This is a genomic window from Pseudomonas sp. S3E12 (assembly GCF_001702295.1).
Lineage (GTDB): Bacteria > Pseudomonadota > Gammaproteobacteria > Pseudomonadales > Pseudomonadaceae > Aquipseudomonas > Aquipseudomonas marginalis.
Genome location: NZ_MBDT01000016.1, coordinates 21,407 through 42,228, shown reverse-complemented (window position 1 = coordinate 42,228; position 20,822 = coordinate 21,407). Strand labels below are relative to the sequence as shown.

21 protein-coding genes are annotated in these 20,822 nt (G+C 58.5%); 11 read left to right on the top strand and 10 right to left on the bottom strand.

What is annotated here, in order from left to right:
- Positions 1-50: 50 nt before the first annotated feature.
- The 3 genes from BB029_RS13770 to BB029_RS13760 all read left to right on the top strand — a co-directional run bounded on the left by BB029_RS13770 (position 51) and on the right by BB029_RS13760 (position 3,633).
- Complete coding sequence (locus tag BB029_RS13770) at positions 51-1,220, top strand: mandelate racemase/muconate lactonizing enzyme family protein (RefSeq protein WP_065939592.1); 1,170 nt, start codon at positions 51-53, stop codon at positions 1,218-1,220.
- A 102-nt stretch (positions 1,221-1,322) separates the two neighbouring features.
- Complete coding sequence (gene dctA / locus BB029_RS13765; RefSeq protein WP_027603415.1) at positions 1,323-2,630, top strand: C4-dicarboxylate transporter DctA; 1,308 nt, start codon at positions 1,323-1,325, stop codon at positions 2,628-2,630.
- A 124-nt stretch (positions 2,631-2,754) separates the two neighbouring features.
- Positions 2,755-3,633 (top strand): oxaloacetate decarboxylase, encoded by an 879-nt coding sequence (locus BB029_RS13760; protein ID WP_027603414.1) that lies wholly within the window; start codon positions 2,755-2,757, stop codon positions 3,631-3,633.
- Positions 3,634-3,686: 53 nt separating this feature from the next.
- On the opposite strand, the gene BB029_RS13755 is transcribed toward BB029_RS13760, so the two are convergent.
- Positions 3,687-4,274 carry a TetR/AcrR family transcriptional regulator gene (locus BB029_RS13755; protein ID WP_027603413.1) on the bottom strand — a complete coding sequence of 196 codons (588 nt, stop codon included), beginning with the start codon at positions 4,272-4,274 and terminating at the stop codon, positions 3,687-3,689.
- A 100-nt stretch (positions 4,275-4,374) separates the two neighbouring features.
- Here BB029_RS13755 and BB029_RS13750 point away from each other — a divergent pair, with 100 nt between their 5' ends.
- Together BB029_RS13750 and BB029_RS13745 are read left to right on the top strand one after the other, a co-directional pair.
- Positions 4,375-5,133 carry an SDR family oxidoreductase gene (locus BB029_RS13750; RefSeq protein ID WP_065939591.1) on the top strand — a complete coding sequence of 253 codons (759 nt, stop codon included), beginning with the start codon at positions 4,375-4,377 and terminating at the stop codon, positions 5,131-5,133.
- Positions 5,134-5,344: 211 nt separating this feature from the next.
- The gene (locus BB029_RS13745; RefSeq protein WP_256558287.1) at positions 5,345-6,085 is read left to right on the top strand and encodes an NADPH-dependent F420 reductase; all 741 of its coding nucleotides are present in this window, start codon (positions 5,345-5,347) and stop codon (positions 6,083-6,085) included.
- A gap of 66 nt (positions 6,086-6,151) precedes the next feature.
- On the opposite strand, the gene BB029_RS32185 is transcribed toward BB029_RS13745, so the two are convergent.
- Positions 6,152-6,562 (bottom strand): helix-turn-helix domain-containing protein, encoded by a 411-nt coding sequence (locus BB029_RS32185; protein ID WP_083236413.1) that lies wholly within the window; start codon positions 6,560-6,562, stop codon positions 6,152-6,154.
- An 88-nt stretch (positions 6,563-6,650) separates the two neighbouring features.
- Between BB029_RS32185 and BB029_RS13735 the strand changes: the two genes are divergently transcribed.
- Positions 6,651-7,499, top strand: coding sequence for an SDR family oxidoreductase (locus tag BB029_RS13735; protein ID WP_065939588.1), 849 nt, complete (start codon positions 6,651-6,653; stop codon positions 7,497-7,499).
- Positions 7,500-7,633: 134 nt separating this feature from the next.
- Here BB029_RS13735 and BB029_RS13730 read toward each other — a convergent pair whose 3' ends face one another.
- The 3 genes from BB029_RS13730 to BB029_RS13720 form a co-directional block, all read right to left on the bottom strand.
- Positions 7,634-8,254, bottom strand: coding sequence for an NADPH-dependent F420 reductase (locus BB029_RS13730; RefSeq protein WP_065939587.1), 621 nt, complete (start codon positions 8,252-8,254; stop codon positions 7,634-7,636).
- Between the two features lie 65 nt (positions 8,255-8,319).
- On the bottom strand, positions 8,320-9,261 hold the full coding sequence (locus tag BB029_RS13725) for an SDR family oxidoreductase (RefSeq protein WP_065939586.1): 942 nt from the start codon (positions 9,259-9,261) through the stop codon (positions 8,320-8,322).
- An 83-nt stretch (positions 9,262-9,344) separates the two neighbouring features.
- Entirely contained in the window at positions 9,345-10,313 is a 969-nt protein-coding gene (locus BB029_RS13720; RefSeq protein WP_065939585.1) for an SDR family oxidoreductase, read from the bottom strand.
- 154 nt (positions 10,314-10,467) lie between these two features.
- Between BB029_RS13720 and BB029_RS13715 the strand changes: the two genes are divergently transcribed.
- Positions 10,468-10,920, top strand: coding sequence for a helix-turn-helix domain-containing protein (locus BB029_RS13715; RefSeq protein WP_065939584.1), 453 nt, complete (start codon positions 10,468-10,470; stop codon positions 10,918-10,920).
- Positions 10,921-10,982: 62 nt separating this feature from the next.
- Here the strand turns inward: BB029_RS13715 and BB029_RS13710 are convergent, their stop codons facing one another.
- The gene (locus tag BB029_RS13710) at positions 10,983-11,582 is read right to left on the bottom strand and encodes an NADPH-dependent F420 reductase (RefSeq protein ID WP_065939583.1); all 600 of its coding nucleotides are present in this window, start codon (positions 11,580-11,582) and stop codon (positions 10,983-10,985) included.
- A gap of 73 nt (positions 11,583-11,655) precedes the next feature.
- The gene (locus tag BB029_RS13705; protein ID WP_065939582.1) at positions 11,656-12,390 is read right to left on the bottom strand and encodes an SDR family NAD(P)-dependent oxidoreductase; all 735 of its coding nucleotides are present in this window, start codon (positions 12,388-12,390) and stop codon (positions 11,656-11,658) included.
- 112 nt (positions 12,391-12,502) lie between these two features.
- Here BB029_RS13705 and BB029_RS13700 point away from each other — a divergent pair, with 112 nt between their 5' ends.
- A complete protein-coding gene (locus BB029_RS13700; protein ID WP_065939581.1) occupies positions 12,503-12,865 on the top strand; it encodes a helix-turn-helix domain-containing protein in 363 nt (120 codons plus the stop codon).
- A 72-nt stretch (positions 12,866-12,937) separates the two neighbouring features.
- Here BB029_RS13700 and BB029_RS13695 read toward each other — a convergent pair whose 3' ends face one another.
- From BB029_RS13695 to BB029_RS13685, 3 genes are all read right to left on the bottom strand, one after another.
- A complete protein-coding gene (locus BB029_RS13695; RefSeq protein ID WP_065939580.1) occupies positions 12,938-15,136 on the bottom strand; it encodes a TonB-dependent siderophore receptor in 2,199 nt (732 codons plus the stop codon).
- 99 nt (positions 15,137-15,235) lie between these two features.
- Positions 15,236-15,661, bottom strand: coding sequence for a ParB N-terminal domain-containing protein (locus BB029_RS13690; RefSeq protein WP_065939579.1), 426 nt, complete (start codon positions 15,659-15,661; stop codon positions 15,236-15,238).
- Positions 15,662-15,663: 2 nt separating this feature from the next.
- Positions 15,664-16,554: a CoA ester lyase gene (locus tag BB029_RS13685; RefSeq protein ID WP_065939578.1), complete on the bottom strand. Its 891-nt coding sequence runs from the start codon at positions 16,552-16,554 to the stop codon at positions 15,664-15,666.
- Between the two features lie 611 nt (positions 16,555-17,165).
- Between BB029_RS13685 and BB029_RS13680 the strand changes: the two genes are divergently transcribed.
- The 3 genes from BB029_RS13680 to BB029_RS13670 are packed head-to-tail and all read left to right on the top strand — an operon-like array spanning position 17,166 to position 20,795.
- Positions 17,166-18,560: a Y4yA family PLP-dependent enzyme gene (locus tag BB029_RS13680; RefSeq protein ID WP_065939577.1), complete on the top strand. Its 1,395-nt coding sequence runs from the start codon at positions 17,166-17,168 to the stop codon at positions 18,558-18,560.
- A 14-nt stretch (positions 18,561-18,574) separates the two neighbouring features.
- Positions 18,575-19,618, top strand: a complete 1,044-nt coding sequence (locus BB029_RS13675) for a PLP-dependent cysteine synthase family protein (protein WP_065939576.1) — start codon at positions 18,575-18,577, stop codon at positions 19,616-19,618.
- A 28-nt stretch (positions 19,619-19,646) separates the two neighbouring features.
- Complete coding sequence (locus BB029_RS13670) at positions 19,647-20,795, top strand: NAD/NADP-dependent octopine/nopaline dehydrogenase family protein (RefSeq protein WP_065939575.1); 1,149 nt, start codon at positions 19,647-19,649, stop codon at positions 20,793-20,795.
- Positions 20,796-20,822 lie beyond the last annotated feature (27 nt).

The window sequence follows — 20,822 nt, the reverse complement described above, 5'->3', positions numbered from 1 at the left end:
TGACATCGCAAAGCATAACGTGGGGCCACAAACAACAAGAGGAGCCCGTCATGCGTATCGTAGACATCCGTGAAAAAACAGTTTCCATTGCCTCCCCGATTGCCAATGCCTATATCGATTTTTCCAAGATGACCTGCTCGGTCGTCGCGGTCATCACCGATGTGATTCGCGATGGCAAACCCGTCATCGGCTACGGTTTCAACTCCAATGGCCGCTATGGCCAAGGCGCTCTGATGCGGGATCGTTTCCTGGCGCGTATCACGGAAGCTGATCCTGACACGCTCGTCGACCATGAAAACAACAACCTGGATCCGTTCGCCATCTGGAAAACCCTGATGACCAACGAAAAGCCAGGCGGCCACGGCGAGCGCTCGGTCGCGGTTGGCACCATCGACATGGCTGTATGGGATGCCGTCGCCAAGATTGAGGGCAAACCTCTGTATCGCCTGCTGGCTGACCGCTACCGTAACGGCGTGGCAGATGACAAGGTCTGGGTCTACGCAGCCGGTGGGTATTACTACCCAGGTAAAGACCAGACCAAGCTCAAAGCAGAAATGCAGAGCTATCTGGATCGTGGCTACGACGTCGTCAAAATGAAGATTGGGGCAGTACCGCTGGATGAGGATATTCGTCGCATCGAAGCGGTGCTTGAAGTGGTGGGTGACGGTCGTCGACTGGCGGTCGATGCCAACGGTCGTTTCGATCTACAGACCGGTATTGCTTACGCGGAAGCCATCAAGCAGTACAACCTCTTCTGGTACGAGGAGATCGGCGACCCGCTGGACTACGCACTTCAGGCTGAGCTCGCCAATCACTATGAGCTGCCCATGGCCACCGGGGAAAACCTGTTCTCCCACCAGGATGCCCGTAACCTTCTGCGTCACGGTGGAATGCGCCCTGATCGCGACTTCCTCCAGTTCGACTGCGCCCTGTCCTACGGGCTGGTGGAGTACATGCGCACCCTGAAAGTGATGGAAGACATGGGTTGGTCTTCCCGCCGCGTGGTTCCCCATGGTGGCCACCAGATGTCCCTGAACATCGCAGCCGGCCTGCACCTGGGCGGCAACGAATCCTACCCCGACGTGTTCCAGCCTTTCGGCGGCTTCGCCGACGGAATCAAGGTGGAAAATAGTTATGTCGGCCTGCCGGATATTCCAGGTGTTGGTTTCGAAGCCAAGTCCGCCTTGTACGCAGTCATGCGCGAGCTAGGCGAAGGCTGATCAACCTCGGCCTGCGGTTTCTTTTAAAGGGGCCGCAGACTCAGGCGTCATCCACTGACGCCAAACCACATGCCCATCACAAAAATAAAATGAGGTGCTTCCGTGGAAATGTCCAAGTCCCGCTGGTACAGCCAGCTGTATGTGCAGGTGCTGATCGGTATCGTCATCGGCGCTGCAATCGGTCACTTTGAACCGCAATTCGGAGCCAAGCTTCAACCTTTTGCGGATGGTTTTATCAAACTCATCAAAATGCTGTTGGCGCCGATTATTTTCGGTACTGTCGTGGTGGGTATCGCCAAGATGGGCAGCATCAAGGAGGTTGGGCGGATCGGCGTGAAGGCGCTGCTCTACTTTGAAATCCTTTCAACCATTGCGCTGGTCATCGGCCTTATTGTGGTCAATGTCGTAAAGCCAGGCGCCGGGATGAATATCAACGCTACCACGCTTGATGCCAGCGCTATCGCCAAGTACAGCCAAGCCGCCAGTGAGCAGGGCGGGACTATCGATTTCTTTCTCAACATCATCCCGAGCACCTTCATTGGCGCATTCTCGAATGGCGTCATGCTTCAGGTCATCTTGATTTCGGTATTGATGGGCATCGCCCTCGTTCAAATGGGTGAAACCAGCAAACCGCTGATCAATACCATCGACTTGTTTCTGCAAGGGCTGTTCAAGATCGTAGCAATGGTTATGCGCCTGGCGCCGATTGGCGCCGGCGCCGGGATGGCGTTCACGATAGGCAAGTACGGAATTGGTACCTTGCTGTCACTCGGCCAGTTGCTGGTCGCGCTGTACATCACCACCTTGATTTTCATCGTGGTCGTACTGGGGACGGTCGCTAGATGGTCGGGCATGCCGCTTATGCAATTTCTGCGTTATTTCAAAGATGAAATTCTCATCACACTTGGCACCTGCTCAACCGAGGCCGTGCTTCCGCGAATGATGGTGAAACTTGAAAAGCTGGGCTGCAAGAAGTCAGTGGTGGGCATGGTGCTACCCACTGGATATGCGTTCAATGCAGATGGCACCTGCATTTACCTCACCATGGCGGCGATTTTTATCGCACAGGCAACCAATACGCCCCTGACGTTTATGGATCAGATGATTCTGCTGGGTGTCTTCCTGCTGACCTCAAAAGGCTCCGCTGGCGTCGCGGGTGCCGGGTTCATAACCCTTGCGGCAACGCTCACGACCATCCACTCCATTCCGCTGGTAGGCCTTGTCCTGTTGTTGGGCATCGACCGCTTCCTCAACGAAGCGCGTGCCGTGACCAACCTGATCGGCAACGGTATCGGCACCATCGCCATTGCCAAATGGGACAACTCCTTTGACGTCGAAGCCTGCGAGCATGAAATTGCCGCAATGAAACACCAAAAAGCAGTGCGCAAAGCACTGTTGCCGCAAAAGTAATCAGCACAGCTTACCGGTCATTTGCGCGTCAACCATGGCCATGACCGGTCGTGATTTCCAGGTCTCGTTCAACGCGGGACGATCCCAACGAAGACCGCGAATTGAAGTGGATGGAGCCGAAAAAATGATCGAGCGATCTCATCATGAATTGCGCAAGACGTTTGGTGACTTACTTCACGGAACCGCCTGTAAATTTGCCGCGTCCGTATTCGATCCTATCTCGGTTCGCATGGCATCCGACCTTGGCTTTGAGGTTGCCATCCAAGGTGGTTCCGTCGCCTCGCTTCAAGTGCTCGGGGCACCTGACATTGCACTGCTCACGCTTGATGAGTACGTCGAACAGGTTTCTAGAGTCGGGCGGGCCAGTCAAATCCCAATCATCGGCGATGCTGATCATGGGTTCGGTAACGCACTTAATGTCATGCGAACAGTGACCGAGCTTCAGAAAGCCGGTGTTGCCGCCCTGACGCTGGAAGACACCCACCTACCGGCCAAGTACGACGAGCAGTCGAACGTGCTTATCGAAAGGCAAGAAGCCGCAGCCAAGATCTACGCTGCACGATTTGCCCGTTCAGATGATGCGCTCAGCATCATTGCCAGAACGAATGTGGCCGCTACCACGTTGGAAGACTCCATCGCTCGCACTGCGGCCTATCAGAAGGCCGGAGCAGATGCGATTTGCCTGGTTGGCGTTAAGGATTTCCAGCACCTGGAAGCACTCACGGCACACCTCAGCGTGCCAATCATGCTGATCAACTACGGCAATCCGGCCCTGAGCGATGTCGAGAAACTGAGTGCCGCCAATGTGCGGGTCGTGGTCAATGGGCATGCCCCTTATTTGTCCGCAATCAAAGCGACCTACGAGGCGCTGCGCGAACAAAGCGGCACACACGCAAGCGAGCTTTCCCTTCCTGAGCTGCTTTCAAAATACACGCTCTCGGATAACTATCGTGAGTGGGCCAAGACCTACTTGAAGTCAGGGTACGATTCAAATTGCCCCTGAAACAGGCGGGCAGAGTGACCACAAGGTTGCTGGTAATAGGCCTGCCCTAAAGGCTACACGTTTTTCTTCAGGCTCTCGGGGCTGCCAGCGCACAGACCATCCATCACCAGGTTCATCAATCTGGCGAGACGCGAGCGCCATTCACTCTGGGCATCCATTTGCCATATGCCAGCAATGGCTAGAAAGAAATCGTCGTTGGTAATCCCGCTACGAATAGTTCCGGCCTTTTCATTCGCCCTCAAAAGCAACTCGGCGGCGGCCTGGACTGGAGCGTATCCCGATTTCCCTGGGAACTCGTAAACAGACGCAGCTTGTTGAATCGCAGCAGCGAGTCCTGCCTTTGTCATTGCGTATTCAGCGAGGCTGTCCATCCATTCCCGCAGGGCCTCCTTGGGCGGTTTTGTCGCGAGAAGCTGTTCCGCCAACGATGCCACCTGTTGCATCTCGAATTGATAGACCTCGAATACCAGTTTCTCTCGGGTGGCGAAGTGGCGATAGAACGTGCCCTGCCCCACCCCGGCCTTCTTCGCGATCGTGCTCAACGCAACCGCAGGATCGCTGGTCAGCTCGAGCACAGCGACTTCCAGTATCCGTTCGCGGTTTTTCTTGGCGTCAGAACGCATCACCAATTCGTCGGTCATGGGCAAAGTTTTCCTTCATTGCATTGCTAATCGGACAATTGTCCGGTAATTTTGATCAAGCGGACACCTGTCCGTTTAAGCGTGGTTTCTGGAGTTTACTATGAACAGCACTGGCAACACGATTCTGGTTACTGGCGGCACCTCAGGCATCGGCCTCGGTCTGGCGCTCAGGCTTCACAAGGCGGGCAACACCGTCATCATTGCAGGACGTCGCAAGGCTCTGCTCGACAAGATCGTGTCGGAGCATCCGGGGATTGAATCCGTCGTGCTGGACGTCTGCGATCCACAATCCATCCAGCGCAGCTGCACAGCGCTTGCGACCAGCCATCCGAATCTGAACGTCCTTATAAACAACGCCGGGATCATGCACTGGGAGGATCTGACTGATCCGCAAAGCCTGAGCACGGCCGAAGATATCGTGACCACGAACTTACTTGGCACGATTCGTATGGTTTACGCGTTCACTCCCCAGTTGATCAAGCAGCCCAGTGCAACGATTGTGAATGTCAGTTCGGCCTTGGCATTTGTCCCGCTGCCTGCAACACCTACCTACAGCGCAACCAAAGCTGCAGTTCACTCGTTCACTCAAAGTCTTCGAGTGCAGCTAGAGAGCTCGCCGGTTGAGGTTATAGAGCTTGCGCCGCCGGGGGTGCGTACCACTTTACTGGGGCAGGAAAACGACGAACACGCCATGCCCCTGGAGGAGTTTTTGGATGAAGTCTTCGAACTGCTCGAAATCTCTCCGACCCCACGGGAACTTGTCGTCGAACGCGCCAAGCCCTTACGGTTTGCTGAAGCGAGCGGATCACATGATGAGGTCTTGAAAATGCTTGCGGGCTACAAACCACCGGCAGAATGACGTCAACCGTATGAGTAGCCTCTGCTGCTTACCTGGACACTCAATGGGTGCTCGCTCAGCGTGCTCAGTTTTAAACAGATAAGTTCGCCGTCGCCATGATGGATCTCGAGAGAGGTGCCATGGAAAATCAATTTGAAGCGCTCATTCGCAGCGCTCAAGAATTGATCGGCACCGCTTAATAGCTTGATTATTGTTCGTAGGTGAGGATGCGATTGAAATGAAAATCGGAATTATCGGCGCAGGCAACATTGGCGCAACTCTTGCTCGAAAGCTCGCTGCGTGCGGCCATGAAGTCAAACTGGCAAACTCGAAGAGTCCCCATACCCTTGAGAACCTTGCGAACAAAATCGGTGTACACGCGGTGACCAAAGAAGATGCAGTGTCCGATGTGGAAGCCGTGATCCTCTCGATCCCCTTTGCAAAGTACCCGGATCTGCGGCAAACATTGAGCCGTATTCCCGAGAGGGTCGTCATCATCGACACCTCCAATTACTATCCCGAACGAGACGGGGCGATCAAAGAAGTGGACGACGGCAAGCCCGAAAGCGTTTGGGTAAGCGAGCAGATTGGCCACCCGGTTGTTAAGGCATGGAACGCGGTCCTCGCAGCAACGCTTGCCGATCACGGCCAACCCGTCGGGTCCTCCTCACGCATAGCCTTACCTGTCGCTGGCGGTGACATCAATGCTCAGAGGATCGCGCAAGATCTAGTAGAGGATACCGGCTTCACCGCGCTTGCCGCTGGTGGCCTGGAAGACTCGTGGCGTCAGCAACCAGGTACACCTGCCTATTGCACCGAACTCAAGTTGCCAGCGTTGAAATCGGCCTTGTGCGCGGCAGATAAGTTGAGGGCGCCTCAAAACCGGGATGCCCTGATGGTCACGTTCATGACGCCCGGTGGCCATTTCACACACGAGGACATTGTTGCCATGAATCGGGAACTGACCGCCTGACTATCGGATTGGAGGGACTCTTGCCTAAGGTCCCGCCTGAGTGATCAATCAGAGGTCGCAAGCCCGTTATGAAATCTGGCGAGAGCGTTGTTCATCCAAAATCCTTGGCAGATTGCCTTCGATCCAGTCAACCAGGCCTTCGACATGGCGGGCTACTTCAGTTCCCATAGGGGTGAGGCTGTACTCAACGTGGGGTGGCACGACCGGATAGGATTTGCGCAGGACGAAACCATCGAGTTCCAAAAACTGGAGGGTCTGCGCAAGCATCTTTTCGCTGACGCCTCCAATCTTGCGACGCAGATCGCTGAAGCGATGCGTACCCGCGAGCAAGGCCACCAATACTAATACTCCCCAGCGGCTGCTGACGTGCTGGAGCACGACCCTCGAGGGACAATCCGGGTCGAATAATTCACCGCTGCGCAGTCGGTTGGCCACTGTTGCGGGACGGGTTGCTCCAGAGGGCTCGGAATCCGGCATGCTTACTTACCTTTAGGTACGTACTTACGAAAAGTTAGTTAAGGCCCTACTCTGCCTGCTCTATCACTTTTTGTAAAAGGAACCCCTCATGATCGCCGTCACCGGAGCCACCGGCCAACTTGGCCGCCTCGTTGTCCAGCAACTCAAGCAAAAAGTACCCGCGTCCAACCTGGTCGCGCTGGTGCGCAGCCCTGACAAGGCGAGTGATCTAGGCGTGGAGGCACGTGTTGCCGACTATGACAATCCGCAAACCCTGGTCGCGGCGCTCAGCGGAGTCGACACGCTTCTACTCATTTCCTCAAGCGAAATAGGTAAGCGACTCTCACAGCATCGAAATGTCATCAACGCAGCAAGGCAGGCCGGTGTGGGTCGCGTCGTTTATACCAGTGTACTGCACGCGGATACCTCTTCATTGAGCCTCGCCGAGGAGCATCGGCAAACGGAAGCCGAGCTCACAGCATCGGGGTTGGCATTCACGATATTGCGTCATGGTTGGTATACCGAGAACTACACCGGCTTTATCGCTGGCGCGTTATCGGCCGGTGAATTTATCGGCAGCGCAGGTGACGGAAAGATTTCTGCGGCGACACGGGAAGATTTCGCCCAGGCCGCTGCCGTCGTGCTCACCCGCGACGATCAAGAGGGGAAGGTCTACGAGTTGGCGGGTGACAGCGCCTGGACGTTATCGGAACTCGCAGCCGAGGTTTCTCGGCAAACGGGTAGGAACATTCCCTACAAGAACTTGCCTGAAACTGACTACGCCTCTGCGTTAATCAATTTCGGCCTCCCGGAGCCACTCGCACAGGCCCTGGCGGGCTACGATGTCAACGCATCCCAAGGCGCACTTTTCGATGATAGCCATCAGCTTTCGACGCTGATCGGCAGGGCCACGACTTCACTTTCAGCAGCAGTGGCAATCGCGCTCAAAGGGCAATGATCGCAGGACACCGTGGCGCCGCCTCGAAGGTCACTGCTGATCTCCGAGGCGGCGGTTGGTAACGTCTGCATCCGGCATAACCACACTGTTCAAGAGCGATAGGGTGCTGCAGGTGAGGACGTGGTGTCGGTGATTCAGCCGATATCGACATTCATGGCGATGTCCCAGGTGCCGGCGCCGTTTTTAGCCAGGCCGATCATCATCAAACCGAGCCACTCGAGCGTCTGGGCCATCGGTAGGCCGCCGACATCCAACGGACGCAGCCCGAGACTCTCAAGGAGGGTCGAGACGCTCGCCTTGGCGTGCGCATCGTCCGCCGCGATGAACGCGTCGAGGCGTTTATCCTTAGCAAGTACATGACCGAAGAGGGTATTGAACGCCTTGACGACATGCGCGCTGACCGGGGCGACCTTGGCGATTTCCTGCGCGCCGGAACTGCCGTGAGGGGTAACGAGGCCCGAGAGATCGGGAGCGACCGGGTTGGTGATATCGATGATCACCTTACCGTCTAGCGCTTTCCCAAAGTCGGCCAGTACCGCCAGCGCATGGGTGTACGGTACGGCGAGAATGACGATCTCGCCCGCCGGGGTGGCGCCGTAAGTCCCTGTGATCGCTCCGGATGCGAGCGTGTCGGCAAGCACCTGTGCCTTGGCGGGATCGCGGCTGACCACCTCGACGGTGTGTCCGGCCTTGGCGATACGGCCGCCGACAGCCGCGGCCATGCCTCCCGAACCGATGATGCTGATAGTGCTCATGTGCAGTCTCCGTTTGAAATCGGGTGGTTTTCCGTCGTTTCTGGACGGGTTACGCCGTCACTTCATCAGTCGGCCGGGAAGTAGTGACCGCCATCAAGATCGGCGAAGAGTCCGGGCTGGGTCGGTTCCCAGCCAAGCAACCGGCGCGTGATGGCGTTCGATGTCGGAGTGTCCAGCGTGACCAGATTTGCAAGGAACCCGAAGTAGCCGGGCAGCATCAGCACGTCCGCGGGAATAGACACCGCCGGCAGATTCAACCGGCTGGCAATGGCTTCGGCGATCTGGCGGTACGGGATAGCCACGTCGGCGATTGCATGCCAGCTTCTGCCCGCCGCACCTTTTTCCAGCGCCAGGCGAAACACGGCGGCGAGGTCACGGGCATGCACGGCCCCCCAACGGTTGGTACCTTCTCCGGGGTAGCCGACAACCCCCTTTTCCTTGGCCAGCCCGATCAACAACGGTAGGAAGCCGGTGTTATCGGTGGAGCTGTGCATGATCTCGGGGATCCGCACGATAGAAGACCGTATGCCCTTTTCCGCAAGACCGATCACCGTGGTTTCCACGATGTTCCGAACTCGCAGGGTATTCTTGTACGGATCGCCGCCTGGAAGGGGCGGATCCTCCTCGGTGGCCGGCCGGCCCAAGCCTTCCCACCCTGGCGAGCCAACGCTTCCAGACACGACCAACGGCTTTGCGCTCCCGGACAGTGCTTCGCCATAGGCGAGCATGATCTCAAGCTCCGCGGCCGCAACAGCGTTGATCCCTCCGGTTGGAATCAGGTCCTGCCGATGCGCGAGGTGAATGACGCCGTCCGAGGCTGCGGCCGCTTCCTTTAGCCCGTCGAGATCCTCGAGATTGCCACGACGTACCTTGGCGCCGAGCGCAGCAGCCTGCGCCGCGGCCGTGTCAGACCGAGCCAGGGCAGTGACCTCATGGCCGGCGGCGATAAGCTCAGAGATGATGTACGGACCGGAATGGCCGGTGCCGCCGGTAACAAAAACATGCATATGCGTGTTCCTCTTGGGTGATGGGGTGCGGAAAAGGTGCTGGCGGACTGTGCCAGGTGCATTAACGATCCAGCGCCCCGCCGTCAGCTCAAGTCCGTCGGCGGGAAATAATGGCCGTTGTCGAGGCCTTCGATCAGACCGGGCTGAACGGGATTCCAGCCAAGAGCCTGGCGGGTGATGGCACTCGACGCAGGCAGGTCCAGAGCGGCTACTGCCGCCAGGAACCCAAAGTAGCCCGGCAGCATCAACTCGTCCGCGGGGATGCTCACGGCGGGTATTTCCAGGCGAGCGGCTATGGCCTCGGCGATCTTGCGGAACGGGATGCCCTCGTCGCCGATCGCGTGCCAGGTTTTGCCTGCGGCTCCCTTCTCGAGTGCCAGGCGAAACAGGGAGGCAAGATCGCGGACGTGCACGGCGGGCCACCGGTTCCTGCCGTCTCCCGGATAGCCGACAAACCCCTTTGTTTTCGCGAGCATGATCAGCTGCAGCCGACCGGTTGCACTGTGCAAGAGAGTGGGAATCCGCACGACCGACGACCTGACACCCCGCTCGGCGAGGCCCACGACGGCGGTTTCCACGACATTGCGTGCCAACAGAGTGCCTGAATCGTTCGGGCCGTTAGGCAGAGCGGGATCATCCTCGGTCGCCGGGCGGCCCAGGCTGACCGGTGCGCCGATAGACGCCGCCCTGCCCGCGTTCATGGGCGTGCCGATACTGCCTGCAACGACGAGTGGCTTATCCGTGCCCGCCAGCGCTTCGCCGAACGCGAGGACGGTCGCGAGCTCAGATTCGACTAAGGCGGCGATTCCGCCGGACGGAAGCAGTTCGGCCCTGTATCCGAGGTGGATGACGCCGTCGGACTCGACCGCCGCCGCCTTGAGCCCTTCGAGGTCGGCAAGATCTCCACGACGCACCCTGGCGCCGAGCGCGGACGCCGTTGCTGCGGACGCGTCTGACCTTGCCAGAGCGACGACCTCATGGCCGGCTGCGATGAGGTCGGGGATGACGTACGAACCGACGTGGCCGGTGCCGCCAGTGACAAAAACGAGCATGTTATTGGCCCTTCTGAGCAGAGTGATACGAGACGCGCTGGTGCGATCCGGTGAACTCACTCAACGTAGGATCCATGCTGGTCTTTTCACTTGCAAAAAGCAAGTGATCAGGCGAATTTTACTTGCGACATGCAAGTGATGCTAATATCCAGCCATGAAAACGACTCTTAAAGAAGACTTTCGGTCCCATTGCGCGGTGAACTACGGCGTGGAGATTTTCGGCGACCGGTGGTCGCTCCTGATCATTCGCGACATCGTTTTTGTCGGGAAGAAGACGTATGGGGATTTCCTGAAATCGGAAGAAGGAATTGCGACCAATGTGCTTGCTTCCCGACTTGCCTTTCTGGAGGAGCAAGGCGTTCTCTCGAAGGCGCCCAGCCCCGACGACAGGCGCAAGGACTTTTACACGTTGACCGAGAAGGGCCTGGACCTCATTCCAATAGTGATCAACATCGTGCTCTGGAGCGCAAAGCATGATTCGAAGTCATACGTGCGGCGCCGCGAGGAGTTTGTTGCTCGATTAACTCAAAACCCGATGCAGGTGAGCGAGGAAGTGAAAGCACTGGTCCGCAACGGCGGGTGCATCTTTCCTGAGAGCGGGAGATAAATCAGGCGACAAACGCGCCTTGTGAGGGCGCAGTTGGCACTTGTCCAAACGTATAAGCGCCATCAATCGAACTTGACCAAGTCCTTGAAGATCAGCTGACCCCAGCTATTTCCGCGCGCCTGCACAAGCATTCCACCTTCCGAAAGCCCGCCCAGTTTGATCGGCGAGAAACCGAGATTTTCCGCGAGCGCACCAATCTCCGCTGCGGCGCCGTCATCGTCGCTCGCCAGGAACACCACTCTCCTGCCACCCTGTACGGCCGGGTCCTGGTCTAAAACGGCAGCGACCAAATGGTTGAAGCCTTTGACCAGTCTTGCACCCGTAAAGGCCTGCGCGACAACCCTGGAGGATGGCTGTCCGCCGAGTTCCTCAGGGGGCACGCCGTAGGCATTGGTCACATCGATGACGGTCTTGCCTTCCCAGTTCTGCAGCGCCTTCGCGACTTCCCGGTGCGACTCATAACGGACAGCCAAAAAGACAATGTCCGCCTCGAGGGCTTGCGCCAGTGTTTTTGCAATAATCCCGGGGCCAATCGCGGCCGCATCGGCTGCAAAACGTTGCGGATCGCGCGTGGTTGCAACGGATACTTCGATGCCTTTGCGGGCAAACGCCTTGGCAAGCGCCTGGCCCAGTTTGCCGAAGCCGATAATTGCGTAGCTCATAAAAATCTCCTTTGGTTTGCCACGCCGTGCGGGCTCCGAAGAGGGAATGGAGTGACCGCTCGGGCGTAGCGAATCAGATTTGTGCCAGACCGCCGTCGACGGCGACCTCACTGGCGGTCATGAAGCTGCTGTCCTGGGAGGCGAGAAACGCGGCTGCCGCTCCGATCTCCGCCGGATCGGCCATGCGCTGGAGCGGATTCATCGAGGCGAAGACCTTCATGCCCTCCTCGCCTAGCGCCGCCTTCGCGAGTTCGGTCGCCGTCGGCCCGGGCGACAACACGTTGACCCGGATACCGCTGCCCTTCAGGTCCTGTGCCCAAGTCCGCGCGAGGTTGCGCACGGCCGCCTTGCTTGCGCTGTAGACGCTGAATGCCGGGGCGCCCGTGGTGCCGGCGCTCGAGCCGGTCAGGATGATCGAACCGCCCTGCCCCATCAGCGGCAGCGCCTTCTGGACCGTGAAGATCAAGCCCTTCACGTTGGTCTCGAAGGTTTCGTCAATGTGCTCGACGGTGATCTTTCCGAGCGCAAGCGGGCTTCCCGCGCCGGCATTGGCGAAGACGATGTCGAGGGTTCCGCGCTCGGCCTTCACCGCCGCGTAGAGCCGGTCCAGGTCGGACTGATCAGAGACCGAGCCCTTCACCGCACGGGCATTGGGCCCAAGCTCGGCGATGGCCGCGTCGAGCGCTTCCTGGCGGCGGCCGAAGATGAAGACGAAAGCGCCTTCCTCGATGAAGCGCTTCGCTGCGGCGAGGCCGATACCGGTAGCGCCGCCGGTGATCACGGCGGTCTTTCCATTCAATCTGGTCATGACGTGCATCCTTGGTTGGCGTTGTACCCAAGCAGGAAATTGCTTGCTTGAGACAAGGATGCAGCGCTGATAACCTAAGGACAAGTATGCACCTTTTGGTAAGTATCAAAAAATGAAGACGACATCTGAAATCTGCGACACCGGTTGCGGGCTCAACGCCACGCTACGCATCATCTCGGGCAAGTGGAAACCGCTGGTCCTGTTTTTCCTGCGCGGCGGGCCGAAACGCTATGGCGAACTCAAGCGTTTGATCCCTGGCGTCAGCGATAAGGTGCTGATCCAGCAGCTGAAGGATCTGGAAGCCGATCAGGTGCTTGCACGCAACGACTACAAGGAAGTCCCCCCGCGCGTGGACTACACGCTGACCCCGCTCGGCCGTAGTCTGGCTGATGCGATCATCCCGCTGTGCACCTGGGGAACCGAGAACGCGGCGCAAATGGCAAGCATCTTCGCCGAGCGCGACGCGTTGGCCTAACGGGATGACGATCAGGCGACCAGCAAGGCTGAAGGTTATTGCTGGTGCATGATTGCTCCATACCGGCGCCCGTCAAAAATCGACGGTCGCCGATAGTTGCAAGGTACGCGGATACCCCGGGGAAAACGCACCATAGGAGGCCACGCCGGACCAGTACTCACGGTCGAACACGTTCTGCACCGTGGCGCGGAATGTCGTCGGCCGCCCTTCTATCTTGGTGGCGTAACGCGCACCGGCGTCAATGCGGGTCCAGGCGTCGAGTTCCTGGGTGTTGGCCTGGTTGACGTATTGGCTGTCGGTGTAGATCGCACCACCCGTGAGGGTGAAACCTTCCAGCCAGGGGGTGTCGTATTCCGCCCACAGGTTGGCCTGGATATCGGGCACGCCGACCGGCTTGTTGCCCTGGTTAGCGGCTGTCGCCGACTGGGTCAGCTCGCCATCGAGGAAGGTCACGCCCCCCATCAAACGGGTGCCGGTGGCCACTTCGCCGAACACGCTGAGTTCCAGGCCACGGTTGCGCTGTTCGGCCTGCACCGAATACACGCCATTGGCGCCCAGTTCGCCGGCAGGTTTCTCGATCTGGAACAGCGCCAGTGTGGTCATGAAGGTGCCGTGTTCATACTTCACCCCCAGTTCGTGCTGCTTGGACTCATACGGCGCAAAGGTTTCCCCGGCGTTGCTCGCCGTGCCCGGTGCCGCATCGCCTTTGCTCAGCCCTTCGACGTAGTTGTAGTAGAGGGAGACGTCCTCCCAGGGCTTGACCACCACCCCCAGCAACGGCGTGGTGGCGTTGGCGCTGTAACGCGAGCTGACGGAGCCGGCGGCATTGTAGTTACGCGACTCGATAAACTGCCGGCGTACGCCCAGGCTCAGTTGGAGACGGTCATCCAGCATCCCCAAGGTGTCGGTCAACGCCACGCCGGACAGCTCCGACTCGGAGATTCGCAGCACCTTGGGCGTGTTGATGTATTGCTTGGGCGTGTCCACCGGGTGGTAGATATTGGAGAGGATTGTGGTGCCGTTGTTGATGCCCCGCGACAGCTCATCCTGGTAACGGGTCGCCATCAGCGTGGTGGTATGGGTTACCGGCCCGGTGGCGAAGAGCCCGCGCATCCCCACATCGGCGGTAGAACGGTCGACGTTGAACTTGTAATAGCCCGGGACGTTGCTGGTGTCACCCGCGTCATTGAGGATGCGCGGCACCTGGTCGGACATGCGTTTCACATCCGACCTGCCGCCCCCTGCATGGGCGAACACGGTGAGATTGTCGCTCAGATCATATTCACCGCCGAGCAACGCGGACTGTTCCTTGGTATCCGACCAACCCCACTTTTGCGGCAGGCTGGTGCGGCCATTGGGGGCGGATGGCACGTCAACGCCCGGCGCGATGGTGAACGGGCGTGAGGCACCGTCGAAGCTTTCTTTCTGGCTGATGTAGTCCAGGTTCAGGCGCAGCCGCTCGCCACGATAATCCAGGGCAATCGCACCGATCCCTACGTCGCGATGCTGGTCGTTCACCGCCGTGTCGCCGCCCTGCAGGCTGCCGTTAAAGCGCACGCCGAACTGGTTTTCCTCACCAAAACGCCGACTGATATCCAGGTGCCCGCCCGCCTGGGAGTCTGACGCGTAGCTGCCGGTAAACCGGGTCAGGTCTTCCTCCAGCGGCCGTTTGGGAACAATGTTGATGACCCCACCCACGCCACTGTTGGGCGAGATGCCATACATCAAGGCACCCGGCCCCTTGAGCACTTCGACACGCTCGGCGTACTCGGTAAACGCCCGGTAATTGGGGGCCACGCCATACACGCCGTCGTAGGCCAGCTCACCCAGGTTGCCTTCGCCGATGGCAAAACCGCGAATGAAAAACGAATCGACGATACCGCCGGTCTGGCCGGTCGAGCGCACCGACGGGTCGCGTTCCAAGGCATCGGCAACGGTGACGGTTTGCAGGTCGGCGAGGGTTTTGGCGGTGTAGCTGGTGACGCTGAACGGCGTGTCCATCACGTCTTTGTTGCCCATCATGCCCAGCCGCGCGCCGCGCGCCACCTGCCCACCGGCAAGCACCTCGGGCAACGCCGTCGGGCCGTTGTAGCGGCCGTCGATCGTGGTGGTGTCGAGGGTCAGGCTGGGCGTGCTGTCATCCGTGGCGGCAGGCGTTGGTGTCTCAGCCCAGGCGTTGGCGCCCGCTGCGACCATGACGAAATTCAACAGGGCGGTTCGAATAGCGAGGGTTAACGCGCGTTCACCGCAAGGCCGACTGGCAACAGGCATGACGAGAGGATCCTTTCAACGAGAGAAAATGGGAATCACTCCTAATGCCAGTCGACGTGCGAAAAAGTATCACCCACTCACTTGATTTTTTTACACGACTCATTCGTACAGGCGGTCCAGCGGGATCGCGATGACCGGTAGCGCCGGATCAAACACATGCCGTGTGGTCTTGTACGGAAAGATCTCGCCGCGAGCGATGGTGTTGAAAATCCGCGCGACCTCGAACGCGTGCCCCGTGTGCCAGTGCCGTACGCACACCCGTGGGTCCGCGTAGTCGAGCTGGATGCACGGCACCCGACACAGACCCAACTGCAACGCTGCATTCAGGCGATGGTTACCGTCCATCACGATGCCTTGCGAGCGCTCGACAATGATCGGTTCCAGCCAATGCCCTGCGCGGATAATCGAGTCGCATAGCCACTGCACATTCGCCGGGTCCACCTGTTCCGATTGCAGCACTTCGCACACCGGTCGCAGCGCAATCTGATAGGTCTGCTCAATAGCCCCTTCCTGTCCTGGCAGCATGCTCAGCAAGCTCCGGTCTTGGCGACCGCTGCGTGTCGGCGGGCCATGTCCAACAGGCGTTGCGCCTGTTCGATCAGCGGCAGGTCGACCATTTCGCCGTCAACTTGCACCGCATGGCTGCCCCCGGCCACGGCACTCATCACCCGACCGGCCCAGGCCAATTGCTGCGCATCGGGTAGAAATGCGCGCTGCACCGTCGCCAGCTGCGCGGGATGGATGCACAGCTTGGCCCCGAACCCGAGGGAGCGAGCGTAGAGCGAGTCCTGGGCGACCACCGCCAGGTCGTTGATCGCCGGCGTGACTCCGTCGATCGGTGCCGGCAAACCCGCAGTGCGAGAGGCCAGCACGATGCGGTTGCGTGCGTACACAAACGCCTCAGGCACCTGGCCGCAATTGATATCCAGGGAAAAATCCAGCGAGCCAAAGGCCAGGCGTGCCAGGCCGGGAACCGCAGCAATCGCCTCCACCTGCTGCAAGCCTCTGGCCGTCTCGATGATCGCGACAATGTGCAATTGGGGTTGCCACGCCAGCAACTGCTCGACCACCCGCGCCAACGCTTGCGGCGCCTCGGCCTTGGGCAGGAATACCCCGGTGCAACGCTCGGGGTAACGCATGTCGCCCAACCACGTCAGGTCCTGGCGGAACAACGCGCTGCCGACGCTGTTGAGCCGGATAAACCGCTGGCACGCCACACTTGGCGCACTCTCCTGCCACGCCCAGATGGCAGCTCGAGCAGCGGCTTTGCTATCGGGATGAACCGCATCCTCAAGGTCCAGGATGATTGCATCCGCTCCGGCCTCAGCCGCTTTGGCAAAGCGCTCCGGACGGTTCCCCGGAACGAACAGGTAGCTGATGGGAAGCAGGGCAGTCGTGATCGGACGATCAGTGTTCATAGCAGTTCTCCTTGGCGTGCATCAGTCGTGGTTTTTGCAAAATTTTCAGGGGCCTCGGTGCGGCTGAATTGCGCCTCTGTCAGCGCCCTCGCCGATCAACGTTTAACCCCTTATTGATCAATGAATTAACAACGCTTTCAAACTTGGGACGAACGCCCGCAAGAGCGTGCAAATACACGTTCGCGCAACGCTGTTCGGCCGGGATCAATTAGAAATATTTGAAAACCTTACTTGATAATCGTTCTCGGTAGCAATATTGTTCACGCCGCCAAGAGAAACTTTTCATGACCCTAGGCAAGTCTTAACGCTCACCGAAAGTATGGCCTCGCGACATCATTTAACCATCACTCAGCGGTGAGTCAGATTAAGAAAAACGGCAGTTAGTGGCCGATCGCTACACTCGTATAAACCTTATGGAATGGGGTTCTTATGCAATTGTTTTATGAACCGATTATTACCATCAAAGCCACAGTTTCGCCTGCAGGATTCGTGTGGCATCCACCGCCAAACGCATAAGCGTTAAAAACACGACGAACGACAAGACCACATTCATCGATCTCTTCCAGAGATTTAAATATGAATGACGACGCTATAAGCGCCAGGGGATAGTTATGTCTATTGCAATAACGCGCCTCAATGAAGCGTGTACAGAAGTTCATCTTTCGAAAATGCTTAATCCATTATTGGACGCATGCATCGCACAGCTGTTACATAACCAACCCGACAAACTGCTTGAACTCGTTGCGCAACATGGCTCCCCCCTGAATCTTGTATGGCCACACGCCTTTGCACTGAACACCGGCGCATTGCAATCCGTGCTGGAACAGCATGAAGTCCGACATGCGATCTTCTATGGCGCCAAAGCCAACAAGTCACAATGTTTACTCGGCGCAGCGAAGGCGTCCGGTATCGGCGTCGACGTTTCCAGTATTTACGAGATGCAAGCAGCACTGCGCGCCGGTGTGCCGGCCGCTCAGTTGTGTGCCACCGGCCCGGCGAAAACCGAGGATTTTCATCGGGCGCTGGTCCATGCCGGTGCACTGATCTGCGTGGATTCGCTGGAAGAGTTCGACCATTTGAAAACACTGGTCGAAGCCAGCAGCGAGGCCATAAAAGCCAGGGTTTTACTGCGTTACAGGCCTAAAGCCTGTGGGACCAGCCGCTTCGGAATGGGGGCCGCAGACCTGCTGGTGTGCTTGCACTTACTGACCGGACTCAGGGCATTTTTTGACTTCGAGGGTTTCCATTTCCACCTCGGTGGCTATGGGTTCGAATCTCGAGCACAGGCCTTTCGTGAAGTGACCGATTTCGTCGATGTTGCTCGGACGATGGGGTTGGCGCCGACCATGATCGATATCGGCGGAGGTTTGCCCATCCGCTATGTCGAGCCACACGCCTACGAGCGCTTTCTAAAAAACGACAATACACCCAATCACTATTACAACCAGTCAGTGCCCAAGTCTTATTACCCTTACGGCAGCAACTTGACGGCGAGCCAATGGTTGACGTTGTTTCTGGAAAGTGCCTTCTCGCCGCGGCAAAACATTGCCCAGTACTTGAAGGCCAACAGCATCACCCTGGCATTGGAGCCGGGCCGAAGTCTGGTGGACCAAGCCGCAATTTCGGTATTTCGCATTACACGCAGCAAAAAACTGGCCAATAACAAAACGGTGTTATTTGTTGAAGGCAGCAGCTTCAGTGCCTGCGAAACATGGTTCGCGTCGGAATATCTGGTCGACCCGATTTTAATCAGCGCAGCGCCAACATCCGCCACACCGATGCAAGCCTATATTGCCGGACATAGTTGCCTGGATGATGACGTCATCACCCACCGCCTGATCAACTTTACGACTTCCCCCAAGGCCGGCGACTTATTAATTTATGCCAACACCGCCGGCTATCAAATGGACTTATTGGAGAACGAGTTCCATCGTCACCCCCTGCCCCGGCGAATGGTGGCGACCTGTTGCACGTACGGTAACTACGCGTTTTCACCTGACGACTAAAGGAAGTACTTCATATGATACTGACTAAAGTTTCCGAGCTGATCGGCAATACGCCTATGTTGGGTATTTATATTCCGGGCACTGATGCCCGGCTGTTATTAAAGATAGAGAAAAACAATCCCGGCGGCAGTATCAAAGACCGCATGGCGCGCAACATGGTACTCGCCGCGCTCAAGTCCGGACGCTTGAAACCAGGAGGCGTGGTGGTTGAGTCGTCGTCGGGCAATACCGGCATCGGCCTGGCCATGGCCGCCGTCGAATTCGGCCTGCAATTTATCGCCGTGGTCGACCATCACGCGGCGCAGGACAAGATCGCGGTGATGAAGGCACTGGGCGCCGATATTCGGTTTGTCGCGGGAACTTATCGTGAAGATGAAGTCGCGGTGGTAGAGCGCCAGCGCCTGGCGGCCGAACTCGCCGAGCAGATCCCGGGGGCCGTGTTCATGAACCAGTCCGACAACGCGGCCAACGCCGGCGGCTACAGCGACTTTGTGCGGGAAACCATCGTTCAGGCCGAAGGTGTGATCGGCGCGTATGTCGGTTGCGTCGGTACCGGCGGGTCGATGACCGGGATTGCCCGAGGCCTTAAACAGCACAACCCCGACATTGTGACCGTGGCGGTGGAGCCCGCGGGTTCCATCGTTTTCGGGCATCCCGGCTATCCATACTATCAGTCCGGTACCGGCACGCCTGCCGGGGACACAGTGGGGCTGGTGCTCGATTACAGCTGCATCGACCTGGGCGTGCAGGTCACCGACTCACAAGCCTTCGAGACCTCGCGCTATATCGCCCGCCACCTCGCCCTGCTGGTAGGCGGCTCGACCGGTGGCGCAATTTTCAAGGCCCTGGAGCTGATTCACAAAGGTGTACTGAGCGGCAATGTAGTGGTGCCGATTGCCGATGGCGGCGAAAAATACCTGCACACGGTCTTCGATGATAAGTGGCTGGAGGAACGCGACTTGCTCGACCCCGGCGTCGCGTCGCAGCTGGATGCCTGGCTGGGCAAGAACCACTGGCAGGAGTCCAGCTCCGCCCCGCTGCAACTGAGCGTCGCATGACCCTCTTTCGACCAAGGAGCGCCTCTGAATGAAACCGCTGAAAGTCGCCATTTGCGGCGGTGGCCGAACAGGTCATCTCAACGCCATCCTGTTCAAGCAACTGCCTGACGTCCAGGTTTCGCTGCTGACCAGCAACCTGGAAGTCGTCGACCACCACACGCGGCAAGTGCCGCTCCAGGCCCTGCTGCCGGACGGCTCCACATTGAACGCCCGGCTGGATCGGGTGACCGCCGAGGCCAGGCCCGCCGTCGAAGACGCCGACATCGTCATCATCACGGTGCCAGCCCATGCCCGCGCCAAAACCTTGCAGGCCATCGCGCCGCATTTGAGCACGAGCAAACCGGTGTACATCGGTGCGATTCCGGGCTTCTGCGGATTCGACTGGCTGGCCGAGGCCACACTGGCAAACCACCCGAACCTGGTGATCTGGGGCATGAAGGACGTACCTCATACCGCCTTCGACCTCACCCCCGGTCGGTCGATAAAAATGGGCGGCGGCAAAAGCCAGTTATATGTCGCGACCCATGCCCGAGAATCCCAGGCGTCGCGCCAGCAGTTGCACGACATCCTCACACGCCTCTACGGCCCTTGCGTCACGCTGCTCGATCACTACCTGGAGATCACCCTGACGCCCGGTAACCCGATCATGCACAGCTCGGTGATCTACGGGTTGATCGGCCCCTACGGGCAATGGCACCGCAAGATCTTTCCCCAGCGCCTGTGCTGGTGGACGGAGTGCCCCGAACTGGGCGCCTACTTCCTGGAACGCATGGATCAGGAGAGCCAGGAACTGTGCGCGGTCATCAGTGCGCGCATGGGCGTCGACCTGTCGTCCGTCAAATCCTTGAAACAGGAAATCGTCGAGGCGTACGGCGATCAGATTCGCGACCAGAGCAGCATGTTGTCCATTCTGCGCACCAACCAGGCCTACAACGACATCCTCGCGCCCATGGTGCCAGCCGGTGATAACCGCGCCGGATATGTGATCGAGCGTGAGAGCCGTGCGTTTAACGAAGACGTCGCCTATGGCCTGGTGCTGCTGGTGGAAATGGCCAGGCGTTTTGAACTGAAAGTGCCCTATATCGAAGAAGTCCTGCACTGGAGCGTTGCCTACATGCAAGGCCTGCGCGACTCGGCGCTGGATTACTTCCCGAGCCAATGGCCTCGCACGGCATAACCCTTTTAATGAATGATTCAACGAGCA

Excerpts from the sequence above, each read along its gene's own strand:
- BB029_RS13770 (WP_065939592.1), top strand. The coding sequence starts at position 51 with ATGCGTATCGTAGACATCCGTGAAAAAACAGTTTCCATTGCCTCCCCG.
- BB029_RS13760 (WP_027603414.1), top strand. The coding sequence starts at position 2,755 with ATGATCGAGCGATCTCATCATGAATTGCGCAAGACGTTTGGTGACTTA.
- BB029_RS13755 (WP_027603413.1), bottom strand. The coding sequence starts at position 4,274 with ATGACCGACGAATTGGTGATGCGTTCTGACGCCAAGAAAAACCGCGAA.
- BB029_RS13750 (WP_065939591.1), top strand. The coding sequence starts at position 4,375 with ATGAACAGCACTGGCAACACGATTCTGGTTACTGGCGGCACCTCAGGC.
- BB029_RS32185 (WP_083236413.1), bottom strand. The coding sequence starts at position 6,562 with ATGCCGGATTCCGAGCCCTCTGGAGCAACCCGTCCCGCAACAGTGGCC.
- BB029_RS13735 (WP_065939588.1), top strand. The coding sequence starts at position 6,651 with ATGATCGCCGTCACCGGAGCCACCGGCCAACTTGGCCGCCTCGTTGTC.
- BB029_RS13730 (WP_065939587.1), bottom strand. The coding sequence starts at position 8,254 with ATGAGCACTATCAGCATCATCGGTTCGGGAGGCATGGCCGCGGCTGTC.
- BB029_RS13725 (WP_065939586.1), bottom strand. The coding sequence starts at position 9,261 with ATGCATGTTTTTGTTACCGGCGGCACCGGCCATTCCGGTCCGTACATC.
- BB029_RS13720 (WP_065939585.1), bottom strand. The coding sequence starts at position 10,313 with ATGCTCGTTTTTGTCACTGGCGGCACCGGCCACGTCGGTTCGTACGTC.
- BB029_RS13715 (WP_065939584.1), top strand. The coding sequence starts at position 10,468 with ATGAAAACGACTCTTAAAGAAGACTTTCGGTCCCATTGCGCGGTGAAC.
- BB029_RS13710 (WP_065939583.1), bottom strand. The coding sequence starts at position 11,582 with ATGAGCTACGCAATTATCGGCTTCGGCAAACTGGGCCAGGCGCTTGCC.
- BB029_RS13705 (WP_065939582.1), bottom strand. The coding sequence starts at position 12,390 with ATGACCAGATTGAATGGAAAGACCGCCGTGATCACCGGCGGCGCTACC.
- BB029_RS13700 (WP_065939581.1), top strand. The coding sequence starts at position 12,503 with ATGAAGACGACATCTGAAATCTGCGACACCGGTTGCGGGCTCAACGCC.
- BB029_RS13695 (WP_065939580.1), bottom strand. The coding sequence starts at position 15,136 with ATGCCTGTTGCCAGTCGGCCTTGCGGTGAACGCGCGTTAACCCTCGCT.
- BB029_RS13690 (WP_065939579.1), bottom strand. The coding sequence starts at position 15,661 with ATGCTGCCAGGACAGGAAGGGGCTATTGAGCAGACCTATCAGATTGCG.
- BB029_RS13685 (WP_065939578.1), bottom strand. The coding sequence starts at position 16,554 with ATGAACACTGATCGTCCGATCACGACTGCCCTGCTTCCCATCAGCTAC.
- BB029_RS13680 (WP_065939577.1), top strand. The coding sequence starts at position 17,166 with ATGTCTATTGCAATAACGCGCCTCAATGAAGCGTGTACAGAAGTTCAT.
- BB029_RS13675 (WP_065939576.1), top strand. The coding sequence starts at position 18,575 with ATGATACTGACTAAAGTTTCCGAGCTGATCGGCAATACGCCTATGTTG.
- BB029_RS13670 (WP_065939575.1), top strand. The coding sequence starts at position 19,647 with ATGAAACCGCTGAAAGTCGCCATTTGCGGCGGTGGCCGAACAGGTCAT.